Annotated in this window: 12 protein-coding genes; 9 read left to right on the forward strand and 3 right to left on the reverse strand. The window is 72.6% G+C overall.

The window, feature by feature from the left end; translation table 11 throughout:
- Positions 1 to 77 precede the first annotated feature (77 nt).
- The 5 genes from QUG93_RS03920 to sufU all read left to right on the forward strand — a co-directional run bounded on the left by QUG93_RS03920 (position 78) and on the right by sufU (position 5831).
- On the forward strand, positions 78 to 2207 hold the full coding sequence (locus QUG93_RS03920; protein WP_289472339.1) for an alpha-galactosidase: 2130 nt from the start codon (positions 78 to 80) through the stop codon (positions 2205 to 2207).
- A 120-nt stretch (positions 2208 to 2327) separates the two neighbouring features.
- Positions 2328 to 3623, forward strand: a complete 1296-nt coding sequence (locus tag QUG93_RS03925; protein WP_289472340.1) for a chloride channel protein — start codon at positions 2328 to 2330, stop codon at positions 3621 to 3623.
- Between the two features lie 182 nt (positions 3624 to 3805).
- Entirely contained in the window at positions 3806 to 4018 is a 213-nt protein-coding gene (locus QUG93_RS03930) for an Rv0909 family putative TA system antitoxin (RefSeq protein ID WP_069713393.1), read from the forward strand.
- Positions 4019 to 4080: 62 nt separating this feature from the next.
- A complete protein-coding gene (locus QUG93_RS03935) occupies positions 4081 to 5382 on the forward strand; it encodes a SufS family cysteine desulfurase (protein WP_289472342.1) in 1302 nt (433 codons plus the stop codon).
- Positions 5379 to 5831 carry a Fe-S cluster assembly sulfur transfer protein SufU gene (gene sufU, locus QUG93_RS03940; protein WP_289472343.1) on the forward strand — a complete coding sequence of 151 codons (453 nt, stop codon included), beginning with the start codon at positions 5379 to 5381 and terminating at the stop codon, positions 5829 to 5831. The genes QUG93_RS03935 and sufU overlap by 4 nt, the downstream gene beginning before the upstream one ends.
- 33 nt (positions 5832 to 5864) lie before the next feature.
- Here the strand turns inward: sufU and QUG93_RS03945 are convergent, their stop codons facing one another.
- Positions 5865 to 6353, reverse strand: coding sequence for an SRPBCC family protein (locus QUG93_RS03945; RefSeq protein WP_289472344.1), 489 nt, complete (start codon positions 6351 to 6353; stop codon positions 5865 to 5867).
- Positions 6354 to 6447: 94 nt separating this feature from the next.
- On the opposite strand from QUG93_RS03945, the gene QUG93_RS03950 reads away from it, so the two are divergent.
- The 3 genes from QUG93_RS03950 (at position 6448) to QUG93_RS03960 (ending at position 9220) form a co-directional block, all read left to right on the forward strand.
- Positions 6448 to 7854 carry an LLM class flavin-dependent oxidoreductase gene (locus QUG93_RS03950; protein ID WP_289472345.1) on the forward strand — a complete coding sequence of 469 codons (1407 nt, stop codon included), beginning with the start codon at positions 6448 to 6450 and terminating at the stop codon, positions 7852 to 7854.
- A gap of 34 nt (positions 7855 to 7888) precedes the next feature.
- Positions 7889 to 8410 carry a GNAT family N-acetyltransferase gene (locus tag QUG93_RS03955; protein ID WP_289472346.1) on the forward strand — a complete coding sequence of 174 codons (522 nt, stop codon included), beginning with the start codon at positions 7889 to 7891 and terminating at the stop codon, positions 8408 to 8410.
- Between the two features lie 87 nt (positions 8411 to 8497).
- The gene (locus QUG93_RS03960) at positions 8498 to 9220 is read left to right on the forward strand and encodes a VIT1/CCC1 transporter family protein (protein ID WP_289472347.1); all 723 of its coding nucleotides are present in this window, start codon (positions 8498 to 8500) and stop codon (positions 9218 to 9220) included.
- On the opposite strand, the gene QUG93_RS16060 is transcribed toward QUG93_RS03960, so the two are convergent.
- Both QUG93_RS16060 and QUG93_RS03965 read right to left on the reverse strand, forming a co-directional pair.
- On the reverse strand, positions 9171 to 10034 hold the full coding sequence (locus QUG93_RS16060; RefSeq protein ID WP_491700595.1) for an immunity protein CdiI family protein: 864 nt from the start codon (positions 10032 to 10034) through the stop codon (positions 9171 to 9173). The two genes, QUG93_RS03960 and QUG93_RS16060, sit on opposite strands and share 50 nt — an antisense overlap.
- A 164-nt stretch (positions 10035 to 10198) precedes the next feature.
- Positions 10199 to 10753 carry a VOC family protein gene (locus QUG93_RS03965; protein ID WP_289472348.1) on the reverse strand — a complete coding sequence of 185 codons (555 nt, stop codon included), beginning with the start codon at positions 10751 to 10753 and terminating at the stop codon, positions 10199 to 10201.
- Positions 10754 to 10988: 235 nt separating this feature from the next.
- On the opposite strand from QUG93_RS03965, the gene QUG93_RS03970 reads away from it, so the two are divergent.
- The gene (locus QUG93_RS03970; protein ID WP_289472349.1) at positions 10989 to 12551 is read left to right on the forward strand and encodes an NCS1 family nucleobase:cation symporter-1; all 1563 of its coding nucleotides are present in this window, start codon (positions 10989 to 10991) and stop codon (positions 12549 to 12551) included.
- The last annotated feature ends 33 nt before the right edge of the window (positions 12552 to 12584 follow it).

Below are 12584 nucleotides of genomic sequence, written 5' to 3' on the forward strand. Positions count from 1 at the left end.
CGGCATGCGCGTCGGGTTGCGGGAGCGCTCCCGGACCGGAAGGCTCGACACCGCCAACGACGCCGACCGGAGCAACGATGCCGACCACCACCCCGCCCGCGCACGACCTCGTCCACCTGTCCGCCGGGGGTGTGTCGCTCGTCCTCGACTGCCGCGACCGGGCGCTGCCCGCCGTGGTGCACTGGGGTGCGGCCCTCGGCGAGCTCACCGACGCGGAACTCGCCGCCCTCGCCGACGCCGACGTGGCCGTGGTCGCGAACAACGAGGCCGACGTCCCCGTCCGCCTCGCCCTGCTGCCGGAACCCCACCGGGGATGGACCGGTCGACCGGGCCTGTCCGGCCACCGCGACGGCCGCGACTGGTCACCCGCCTTCACCGTGACCGCGCTCGAGGTCGACGTCGACCGCATCGTCGCCGAGGCCGAGGACACCACGGCGGGGCTCGCGGTCCGGCTCACCGTCGAGGTGCTGGTCTCCGGGCTCGTCCGTGCCCGCGCCGCCGTCACGAACACCGCCGACGGCGTCTACACCGTCGACGACCTCACGATCGCGTTCCCGGTGCCCTCCCGCGCCCGCGAGGTCCTCGACTTCGCCGGCCACTGGGGCAAGGAGCGCACTCCGCAGCGCCGTGCGCTCGTCGTCGGCACCCACGAGCGCGACGGCCGCAAGGGCCGCACCGGTGCCGACGCCGCCACCGTGCTGACGGTGGGGGAACCGGGCTTCGGTTTCGCCCGCGGCGAGGTCTGGGGCGTGCACACCGCCTGGAGCGGCAACCACCGGCACTTCGCCGAGCGGCTCGCGACCGGACGGCAGGTCGCGGGCGGCGGCGAACTCCTGCTGCCGGGCGAGGTCCGCCTCGGCACGGGGGAGACGTACGAGGGGCCCTGGGTGTACGGCGCGTGGGGCGACGGCCTCGACGACCAGGCCCGCCGGTTCCACCGCTGGCTCCGCAGCCGACCGCAGCACCCGTCGACGCCGCGCCCGGTGACGATCAACGTGTGGGAGGCCGTCTACTTCGACCACGACCTCGCACGCCTGACCGACCTCGCCGAGCGCGCCGCCCGGCTCGGGGTCGAGCGGTACGTGCTCGACGACGGCTGGTTCCGCGGCCGCCGTGACGACCACGCCGGCCTCGGCGACTGGTACGTCGACGAGGACGTCTGGCCGGACGGCCTCGGTCCGATCGTCGACCGCGTCCGGGCCCTCGGCATGGAGTTCGGCCTGTGGTTCGAGCCGGAGATGGTGAACGAGGACAGCGACCTCGCCCGCGCCCACCCGGAGTGGATCATGCAGGCCGACGGCCGGCTCCCCGTCCGGTCCCGCGACCAGCAGGTGCTCAACCTCGCGGTGCCCGAGGCCTTCGCCCACGTGCTCGAGCGGATGACGGCGATCATCGGCGAGTACGGCATCGAGTACGTCAAGTGGGACCACAACCGCGACCTCGTCGAGGCGGGGCACCCGGGCGGCGGTGCGGCCGTGCACGAGCAGACCCTGGCCACGTACCGGCTGATGGCGACGCTCAAGGAACGCTTCCCGGCGCTCGAGATCGAGTCGTGCTCGTCGGGTGGGGCCCGCGTCGACCTCGCGGTCCTCGAGCACACCGACCGCGTGTGGGTGTCCGACGACATCGACCCGTCCGAACGCCAGCAGATGCACCGGTGGACGCAGCAGCTCCTGCCACCGGAGCTCCTCGGCGCGCACGTCGCGAGCGGCGTGAACCACACGACCGGTCGCTCCCACGACGTCTCGTTCCGTGCGGGCACCGCGCTGATCGGGCACTTCGGCATCGAGTGGGACCTCGCGCAGGCCACCGAGGACGAGGAACGCACCCTCGCGTCCTGGATCGCCCTGCACAAGGAGTGGCGCGCGCTCCTGCACGGCGGCCTGCTCGTCCGCGTCGACGAGGTCGACCCGACCCGCCTGGTGTACGGCGTCGTCGCCGAGGACCGTCGGCAGGCCGCGTTCTTCGTCGCCAGTACCGGCCGCTCCGAGGTGTCGGGCGTCGGCCGCGTGGTCTTCCGCGACCTCGACCCCGAGACGCGGTACCGGGTCGACCCGGTCGTCGTCGGCGAGGGCCACGACGTCCGGCCACCGACGTGGTGGTCCGGTGACCGCGTCTTCACCGGGCGGACGCTCGAGCAGGTCGGTCTGCAGCCGCCGCTCGTGCCGGCCGACTGGGTGGTGCCGTTCCGCGTGACGGCCGTCTGACCGGGGGTGACCAGCGGACGGACGGGAGGCCCGTGGCGGCGTCGCCACGCGCCTCCCGTCCGTCCACCGGTCGCGTCGGCGGTCCGTGGCCCGCCCCGGCGGCCCGCTAGGCTTCCCGTCATGCCGCAGACCGGGAACGCGACACGCACGACCACGCCGGTCTGGGCCCTGAAGCTCGCCGTCATCACCGCGCTCGTCGGCGTCGCCGGCGGTGTCGCCGGGATCTCGGTCTGGCTCGCGCTGCAGGCCATCCAGTACGTCGCCTTCGGCTACCCGTTCGGCGGCCACCGCGAGGCAGCCGACGCGCCGTCCGGCATGAACCGCTTCCTCGCGCTGACCGCGGCAGGCGTGCTGACCGGCGTCGCGTGGTGGGCGATCCGCCGCTGGGCGAAGCCCGTCGTGTCGGTGACCGCCGCCGTCGGCGGGAAGCGGATGCCCGCGCTCGCGACGGTCGCGAACGCGGCCGTGCAGATCCTGGCCGTCGGGCTCGGCGCCTCGATCGGCAAGGAGGTCGCGCCGCGCGAGATCGGTGCCTGGTTGTCGCAGGTCGTCACCGCCCGGGCCGGACTCACCGGCCGCGAGACGCGGATCCTCGTCGCCTGCGGAGCAGCAGCGGGTCTCGCGGCGGTGTACGACGTACCGCTCGGCGGTGCGCTGTTCGCCGTCGAGGTCCTGCTCGGCGAGCTGACCTTCGCGACCGCGCTGCCCGCCTTCGCGACGAGTGCGATCGCGGCCTTCACCGCGCGACTCGTCATCCCCGACGAGGTGCTGTACCACGTCCCCGCGATGCACATGTCGCCGTCGCTGGTCGTCTGGGCGCTCGTCGTCGGACCGTTGCTCGGCTTCGCGGGCGTCGGCTTCGTGAAGCTGACGAACCGGCTGCAGGGCATGGCGCCGAAGGGGTGGCACCTGCTCGTCGTGCTGCCCGTCGTGTTCGCGATGGTCGGACTCATCGCCGTGCCGTTCCCGGAGATCCTCGGCAACGGGCGCGCCCTCGGGCTCGTCGCGATGAACGCCACGACGGCGTCCCCCGAGTTCGCCGGCCTGTCGCCGATCGTGTTCCTGCTGCTGCTCGCCGTCATCCGCACGATCACCACCTCGGCGACCATCGGTGCCGGTGCGGTCGGCGGCACGCTGACCCCGTCCATCGCGATCGGCTCGGCCGCCGGCGCCGCGCTCGGCGGCCTGTGGGTGCTGCTCTGGCCCGCCGACGGGTCGAGCCTGGCGGCGTTCGCGTTCGTCGGTGCCGCGGCGTTCCTCGCGACGACGATGCGGGCGCCGTTCACCGCCCTCGTGCTGGTCGTCGAGTTCACCCAGGAGGGAACGGACATCCTCATCCCGTCGCTGCTGGCGATCACCGGATCGGTGGCCGTCGGCTACCTGCTCGCCCGACGTCGCAGCGCGCAGATGGCCTGAACGGCCGACCGGACCCCGACGGCCGGGGCCGGTCCGGGGTCGTGCGGCGGGCCTGGTCCGGGGTCGTGCGGCGGGTCTGGTCCGGGGTCGTGCGACCGGCGTCCGCGGACACCGGCGACGGCCGCGCCTACCATCGGCGGCAGGACGGGGCGACGGGCCCCGCACGAGGTGAGGAGCCGCCCATGGCGGGGTTCGACGACATCACGAAGAAGGCGCAGGAGTTCCTGAAGGACGGCAAGGTCCAGGACGCCCTGAAGAGCGAGAAGGCCGAGGGTGTCAGCGACAAGATCCTCGGCGGCGTGGCCGACGCGGTGAAGAAGGCCACCGGCGGCAAGTACGACGACAAGATCGACGGCGCCCGCGAGCAGGCCGACAAGCGCATCGGGAACGAGTAGTCCCGACGCCTGTCCGCTCTGGGCGATTGGACGCGGTGGGCGTCACGGACCACGATTGTGGGGTGACCGTCCTCGCTCCGAACCAGCCGCTGACCGAGTCCGAGGTCGCCGCGATCAAGCGGGACTTCCCGATCCTCCAGCAGGAGGTCGCCGGGCAGCCGCTCGCCTACCTCGACTCCGGCGCCACCGCCGAGCGGCCGCGCCAGGTGCTCGACGCCGAGCGACGGTTCCTGGAGCACGACAACGCGGCCGTGCACCGTGGCGCGCACACCCTGGCGGCCCTGAGCACCGACGCCTACGAGGACGCGCGCGCCACGGTCGCCGGCTTCGTCGGCGCAGCGTCGCCGTCCGAGGTCGTGTGGACGGCGAACGCCACCGACGCCCTCAACCTGGTGGCGTACGGCATCGCGAACGCCAGCCGGGGGCGCGGGGGAGCGGCCGCGGAGCGCTTCCGCATCGGCCCGGGCGGCGAGGTCCTGGTCACCGAGGCCGAGCACCACGCGAACCTCGTGCCGTGGCAGGAGCTCGCGGCGCTGACCGGGGCGACGCTGCGCTGGGTCCCGGTCGCCGACGACGGCACGTGGACCGCCGAGGAAGCCGTCGCACACATCACCGACCGGACGAAGGTCGTCGCGTTCGCGCACGTCTCGAACGTCACCGGCATGGTCGCGCCCGTCTCCGCCGTGGTCGCCGCGGCCCGGGCACACGGAGCCCTCGTCGTGCTCGACGCGTGCCAGTCGGCGCCCCACCGCCCCCTCGACGTGCAGCAGCTCGGCGTCGACTTCGCCGCGTTCTCCGGGCACAAGATGCTCGGTCCGAACGGCATCGGCGTGCTGTGGGGCCGCGGCGAGCTCCTCGACGCCCTGCCGCCGTTCCGCACCGGCGGGTCGATGATCACGACCGTGACGATGGAGTCGTCCGAGTACATGCCCGCCCCGGAGCGCTTCGAGGCCGGCACCCAGCCGGTGTCCCAGGCCGTGGCGCTCGCCGAGGCGGTGCGCTACCTGCAGGGCATCGGCATGGAGCGGGTCCGCGCGCACGAGGAGCACCTCGCGCAGCGCATGCTCGACGGCCTGGCCGCCGTGCCGGGCATCCGCGTCGTCGGGTCGCCTGCCGGTGTCCCGCGCTCCGGACTGGTGTCGTTCGACGTCGACGGCGTGCACGCACACGACGTGTCGCAGTACCTCGACGCCCAGGGCATCGCCGTCCGGTCCGGGCACCACTGCGCCCAGCCGCTGCACCGCCGTCTCGGGCTCACGGCGACGAGCCGCGCGAGCACGTACGTGTACACCACCGAGGACGACGTCGACCGCTTCGTCCGGGCCGTCGGCGAGGTCCGCGGCTACTTCGGGGCGACCTCGTGAGCGGCCTCGACTCGCTGTACCAGCAGGTCATCCTCGACCACGCGAAGGCCCGGCACGGTGACGGCGTGCTCGACGACGCCGACGCGTCGCACTTCGAGCGCAACCCGACCTGCGGCGACGAGATCACCGTCAGCGTCCGGCTCGAGCCCGGTACGGACCGCATCGCCGCGATCGGCTGGCAGGGCGACGGCTGCTCGATCTCGATGGCCTCGGCGTCGGTGCTCACCGACATGGCCGGCGGCCGGACCGTCCCGGAGCTGCTCCAGCTGACCGACGCCTTCCGCGACATGATGCGCTCTCGCGGCGCGGGGGAGCCCGACGAGGACGTCCTCGAGGACCTCGTCGCCTTCCACGGCGTCTCGAAGTTCGTCATGCGGGTGAAGTGCGGGATGCTCGCGTGGGTGGCCGCCGAGGCCGCTGCGCGCGAGGCGGCGGCCGCCCGGTCCTGACCCAGCCGTCACCCGCCCGGTCCTGACCCGCGGTCAGCCGGCCGGCGCGGCTCCGACGTGTGCGAGCACGACCGGGTCGCTGCACCCTCGGGCGAACCCGGCGATGCGGCGGTCGATGTCGCGCTGCAGGACGAACACGCCGATGCGTTCGGCCAGCGGCGCGAGCCATGCCGGGCGGCAGGTGAAGTTGTACCGCCAGACGGCGAGCGTGCGGTCGGGGTGTCCGTCGACGGGCGTGAACCGCCAGCCGCCGCCCATCTTCTCGAAGAACCACGAGCCCTTCGTCATCCTCATCCCGACGTTCGACGGCGGGTTGTACGAGACGTACTCGCTCTCCATCCGCAGACCCGTGCGCTGCACCGTGAACGTGCGGACGCCCTTCGCCGGGACGTCGGCCCCGATCAGGTGCTGGCGACGGATGAACGGGTCCCAGCGCTTCCGCACCGGTCCCTGCACCTGGGACACGGCGAAGGCGACCTCGACCGGCACGGTGACGACGCAGCGGGACTCGACGACGGGCACGTCGCCATGCTGCCACGCCCACGCCGCGGAGGACCGCGCGTCACACGACGTCACCGTGCGTGACGCCGTGGAGCGACCGACGTAGCTTCGGCGCGTGACCCAGCAGCAGAACGGCGAGCCCCGGCAGATCCGCTTCAACGCGTTCGACATGAACTGCGTCGCGCACCAGTCCTCCGGCCTGTGGCGACACCCCCGCGACCGCTCGCGGCACTACAACGACCTGTCCTACTGGACCGACCTCGCGCAGCTGCTCGAGCGCGGGCGCTTCGACGGCATCTTCATCGCCGACGTCCTCGGGACGTACGACGTGTACGGCGGGACGAACGAGGCCGCGCTGCGCACCGGGTCGCAGGTGCCGGTGAACGACCCGATCCTGCTCGTCTCGGCGATGGCATCGGTGACCGAGCACCTCGGCTTCGGGATCACCGCGGGCACCGCCTACGAGCACCCGTACCCGTTCGCCCGGCGCATCTCGACGCTGGACCACCTGACCAAGGGCCGCATCGGCTGGAACGTCGTCACGGGCTACCTGCCGAGCGCGGCCCGGAACATGGGCCAGACCGACCAGCTGAGCCACGACGACCGGTACGACGTCGCCGACGAGTACCTCGAGGTCCTCTACAAGCTGTGGGAGGGCTCGTGGGAGGACGACGCCGTCGTCGAGGACCGCGAGACCGGCGTCTTCACCGACCCCGCGAAGGTGCACCCCATCGAGCACCACGGTGCGCACTTCGACGTCCCGGGCATCCACCTGTCCGAGCCCTCGGTCCAGCGGAGCCCCGTCGTCTACCAGGCCGGGGCGTCGCCCCGTGGCATCCGGTTCGCGGCGGAGAACGCCGAGGCGGTCTTCGTCGGGGCACCGACCCTGCCGCAGCTGGCGGCGACCGTCACGAAGATCCGCGACGCCCTGGAGGCTGCTGGTCGCGACCGGTACGCCGCCCGCGTCTACACGCTGCTCACCGTCATCACGGACGCCACCGACGAGGCGGCGCAGGCCAAGTACCGCGACTACCTGTCGTACGCCTCGGCAGAGGGAGCGCTCGTGCTCAACTCCGGCTGGATGGGCGTCGACCTGTCGCAGTACGACCTCGACGAGCCGCTCGGCAACATCGAGTCGAACGCGATCCAGTCGGCGGCCGCGAACCTGTCCGCGGCGACGGGGGAGGACGGCGCGAACTGGACGGTCGGCGACATCGCGAAGCACACCGCGATCGGCGGCCTCGGCCCCGTCGCCGTCGGATCGGGAGCGTCGATCGCCCAGCAGCTGCTCGACATCCAGGAGCAGACCGACGTCGACGGCTTCAACCTGGCGTACGCGGTGACCCCCGGCACGTGGGAGGACGTCATCGAGTTCGTCGTCCCGGAGCTCCGGGCGCGCGGTGCCTACCCCGAGGAGTACGTCGAAGGGTCGCTGCGGCACAAGCTGCTCGGTCGCGGCGACCGGTTGCCCGACGAGCACCGCGGTGCGCGCTACCGCGTCGACGCGCGGGCGACCGTCTGAGCCGCTCGCTCCGGCCGCGACGTAGGGTGGTCCGGTGATCGGGTCGTCCTTCGTCGTGCGGACCGCGGACGACGAGACGACCGCGGCAGCCTGCGTCGACCTGTGGGTGGCCGCCGTGGCGGACCGCGACGGCGTGTCCGCGTCCGGAGCCGTGCGTGACCGGGCCCGCGCCAAGTTCGCGGCGGAACGCGTCGCGCTCGTGGTCGCCGACGACGGCACCGCTCCCGGTGTCGTCACCGGGTTCGCCCTGGTCAGTGCCCCGGGGACCGGCGGTGGGCCCACAGCCGGTGCTGCCTCGAGCGGTGTCGCGTACCTGAGCCTGCTCGCCGTCGCTCCGGCTGCCCAGGGCCACGGGCTCGGCCGCCGGCTGCTCGCCGCCGCGGTGTCCGCTGCCGCCGAGGCCGGCTTCGGGCACTGCGAACTGCACGCACTCGAAGACAACGCCCCGGCACTCGCGCTCTACGCCAGCGCCGGGTTCCACCCGGTCGGTGACCCGTTCCCGCACGCGCTGAACGGTCGCCCGACCCGTGTCTGGAGAGCGGACGCCCGCGGGTGAGGTGAGGCAAACCTCACCCGAAAAGCCCAGGTCAGGCCTGCCTCACCTTGCTGGCGCGGTCGGCTGTGGAGTGGTTCGATGGCGGACATGTCGACCGCATCGGACCTCTCGCTCCCCGTCTCCGAGCACGACGACGCCACGAGCGCCGCGCGGCTCAACTGGCTCCGTGCCGGACTGCTCGGCGCGAACGACGGCATCGTGTCCGTCGCCGCCGTGCTCGTCGGCGTCGCGGGCGCCGGAGCGGGCACGGGGCCCGTCGTGGCCGCCGGCACCGCAGCCCTGGTGGGCGGCGCGATCTCGATGGCGCTCGGCGAGTACATCTCGGTGAGCGGCGCGCGCGACGCGCAGCGCACCGGGCAGGCGGCGGAGCAGGCGAAGCTCCAGGCCGACGCCGAGGACGCCCCGGCGCTCGCCGCGCACTACCGGTCGCTCGGGGTCGACGACTCGGTCGCCGACGCCGTCGCCCGTGAGCTCACCCGCCCGGAGGTCCGACGCCGTCGCGCCGAGGCGGCCCTGCAGGACGCCGAGGACGAGGTCGTCAGTCCCTGGCGCGCGGCCTGGGTCTCAGCGGCGACCTTCACCGTGGGCGCGCTGTTGCCGTTCCTCGCGATGTTGCTCGCACCCGAGGCCCTCCGCGTCCCCGTGACCGTGGTCGCGTCGCTCGTCGCGCTCGCGCTGACCGGGACGACCGGTGCCGTGCTCGGCGGTGCCCGTCGCGGGCGTGCGGCGATCCGGGTCGTCGTGGGCGGGGCGCTCGCGCTCACCGCGACGTTCGTGGCGGGGGCACTGCTCGGGACGCACGCGCTCTGACGGGCGAAGGTCGAGGGCGTCGTCGGCTCCTCCTCGTCGAACGAGAACTGCCCGAGGGAGACGATGTCGTGCTCGGCTCCTGGGAGACCGACAAGCGCAGGGGGCTGTAGGTCGGAGTACCGACCCGCCCGTGGCGCATCGTCCAGGACGACACGATCCGCTTCCGGGCAGTGTCGATGTCGACCTCAGTCGAACCCGTCGGGTCGGTACGGGGCTGACGCGCCAGCGTAGAAGACGACCTGAGCGTGCGGCCCGACGTCGCTCTGCAGGCGCCCGGCTGTCCGGAGCCCGAGAGCGCGGGCCTCAGCGTCGCCGAACGGCGTTCCGAGTCGTCCAGTGAGGGAACGCCAGTGCACGACGGCTCTGGCTGTTCCCGCACGGGCGCCCGCTGCGCGCGCTGATCTGACGTCGCGCTCCCCGTCACGCAGGAACTCGACATCCGTCCTGTTCTCCTGCTCGGCAGCACCACGGCCGTCCCCGACTCGGTCACCAGGTCGATGCCTTCGCCCGCGCCGCACCAGACGTGCACGTCGTCACCGAGCTCGAGCTGGACGCGGCTCGCGAGCGTGAACGCCTCGACCCTGTGCGCAGCCACCGCGGCAGGGGGAACCGAGGGCGACGGGACAGGGCGGGACTGGTCACGGTCGTCGAAGACGTCGTCCCACGTCTGCTCGAAGACGTCGTTCCACGCCTGGAGATCTCGCCGGAGGGACGCGCTCAGCCCGAGCTCCGTGGCCTCTGCGGCGCCGGAGTGCTCACCGGACCGCGATCCCCGGTACCAGAGCGGGGAGTCGCCGACCATGTACTCGGCCATCACGAGGACGATCACGCTCACCACCAGGATGTCGTACGACGGCGTCCAGCGAGCAAGGCACCCTGCGCAGCTGTCCACCGCCGGGGCGCGACCAGGCGCCCACGGCCAGCGGCGAGGCGGACGCGAGCCGCGCCTCCCGGCTGGCGGGGAAGGGGAGGACCCCGTCAGGCCGGGTCGAACTGCCGGAGCTGGTCGACGTCCGGCCACGGCGCCCACTTCGCTCGCGGCGCGTGCAGCAGGTAGGGCTGCGGCGTCGGGTAGGTGACGAGCTCGAGCGTCGACCCCCACGGCGTCCGCGTGTAGACGAAGCGGTTGCCCTCGCCGGCCTCCTCGCCACGCAGCGGGCGCGGGTCGGAGTTCCGGACCGCACCGGCCGCCTCGACCCGTGCGAGGGCGTCGTCGAGGTCGTCGACGTACAGGGCCAGGTGCTGCCAGCCGAGGTCGGACGGGTGAGCGGCGTCGCGCTGGTCCGGCCCGCGGTACTCGAAGAGCTCCAGACCGGGGCCCTCGGGCAGTGCGAGCATGCGGATCGCCCCCTGCGCCATCGAGGACGGGATGCCGAGGTAGCGGTGTGCCTCCGGCGTGCCGTTGGGCTCGTCGGTGGTGCGGCGCACGTCGTACAGCACGACGGCGTCGAAGGCGGCGACGAAGAACGCCGTCGCCGATCCCATGTCCGGCACGGTCACGCCGACATGGTCGATCCGGATGCCCCTGTTCATGGATCGATCATGCGGCCGCCGGGGAACGCCCGACCGCGAGGACGGCGGAGGCTGCGCCATTCCCTGCGGCATCCCGCACAGCCTGTGCCGCTGTTCAGGCCCGCGTCGGAACGTCCGTTCCAGCGTCCGTGTCGTGTCACACGACCGTTACACGAGGGAAACGGGCGGCGCGAAGAGCCTCCATAGCGTCGTCCACGAGCGGGGACCCCCGCCGCCCACTCCCACGGAGGACGCCTTGGTCACAGAGATCGCGACCCCGGTCGCCGCGCCCCACGCCCCCCGAACGACGTCGTCGGCAGCCGCCGGCGCGGGCGTCGTCAAGCCCGGGTACGACCCGGCGCTCACCAACGCGGACCTCGCCCCCCTGCGCGAACAGCGCTGGACGAGCTACAACATCTTCGCGTTCTGGATGTCCGACGTGCACTCGGTCGGCGGGTACGTCACCGCCGGGTCGCTCTTCGCGCTCGGCATCGCGAGCTGGCAGGTGCTCGTCGCCCTCGTCGTCGGCATCCTCATCGTGCAGGTGTTCGCGAACCTCGTGGCGAAGCCGTCCCAGCGCACCGGCGTGCCGTACCCGGTCATCAACCGCGCCGTGTTCGGCGTGATCGGGGCGAACGTCCCCGCCGTCATCCGCGGCTTGATCGCGACCGCCTGGTACGGCGTGCAGACCTTCCTCGCCGCGCAGTCGCTCAACATCGTCTTCCTCAAGTTCCTGCCGGGCTCGGCCGCGCTGCTCGACCACTCCTTCCTCGGGCTCTCCGCGCTCGGGTGGATCTCGTACGGCATCCTCTGGGTCGCGCAGGCCGCGCTGTTCTCGATGGGCATGGAGGCGATCCGCCGCTTCATCGACTTCGCCGGCCCGGCCGTCTACGTCGTGATGATCGCGCTCGCCGTGTACCTGGTCGCGAAGGCCGGCATCGGCAACATCTCGTTGACCCTCCACACCGGTGCGCCGATGTCGTTCGGTGCCTCGATCCCGGTGATGCTCTCGGCGGTGGCGATCGTCGTCAGCTACTTCTCCGGCCCGATGCTGAACTTCGGTGACTTCTCGCGCTACGGTCGCTCGTTCCGGTCGGTGAAGCGCGGCAACCTCTGGGGACTGCCGGTCAACTTCCTGTTCTTCTCGGTCCTCACCGTGCTCTGCGCGAGCGCGACGGTGCCGGTCTTCGGCAAGCTCATCACCGACCCGATCGAGACCGTCCAGGCCATCGACGCCCCCTTCGCGATCCTGCTCGGCGGTCTGACGTTCGTCACCGCGACCGTCGGCATCAACATCGTCGCGAACTTCATCAGCCCCGCGTTCGACTTCTCGAACGTCGCCCCGCGGAAGATCAGCTGGCGGACGGGCGGCATGATCGCGGCGGTCGGCTCGGTCCTCCTGACGCCGTGGAACTGGTACGGCAACGACCAGGCGATCCTGTACACGCTCGGCATCCTCGGCGCGCTGATCGGTCCGCTGTTCGGCATCCTGATCGCCGGCTACTACCTGGTCGCGAAGCAGCGCGTGGCGGTCGACGACATGTACACGAAGGAGCCCACCGCCCGGTACTGGTACCGCGCGGGCTGGAACCCGAATGCGATGTGGACCCTGCTGGCCGCCGGCGCCGTGTCGGTCGCGAGCGCGGTGCTGCCGCCGGCCACGGGCGTGCTGCCCTGGCTGAGCAACTACAGCTGGTTCATCGGCTGCGGGCTCGGGCTGGTCGTCTTCTGGGCGCTCGAGCGTCGGTCGCCGCGCATGCCGCTGCTGGCCGCGGACGACCCGACGGTCGACGACGGCGCAGCCGTCGGACGCGACTGAGCGGTCCGACACACCCCGTACACCGTCACCGGC

Origin of the sequence: Curtobacterium caseinilyticum, from assembly GCF_030363035.1 — a bacterium.
GTDB lineage: Bacteria > Actinomycetota > Actinomycetes > Actinomycetales > Microbacteriaceae > Curtobacterium > Curtobacterium caseinilyticum.

Bases quoted from the DNA above. Each gene is read 5' to 3' on its own strand.
- QUG93_RS03920 (WP_289472339.1), top strand. From the start codon at position 78: ATGCCGACCACCACCCCGCCCGCGCACGACCTCGTCCACCTGTCCGCC.
- QUG93_RS16060 (WP_491700595.1), bottom strand. From the start codon at position 10,034: ATGGCCGAGTACATGGTCGGCGACTCCCCGCTCTGGTACCGGGGATCG.
- QUG93_RS03930 (WP_069713393.1), top strand. From the start codon at position 3,806: ATGGCGGGGTTCGACGACATCACGAAGAAGGCGCAGGAGTTCCTGAAG.
- QUG93_RS03965 (WP_289472348.1), bottom strand. From the start codon at position 10,753: ATGAACAGGGGCATCCGGATCGACCATGTCGGCGTGACCGTGCCGGAC.
- QUG93_RS03925 (WP_289472340.1), top strand. From the start codon at position 2,328: ATGCCGCAGACCGGGAACGCGACACGCACGACCACGCCGGTCTGGGCC.
- QUG93_RS03960 (WP_289472347.1), top strand. From the start codon at position 8,498: ATGTCGACCGCATCGGACCTCTCGCTCCCCGTCTCCGAGCACGACGAC.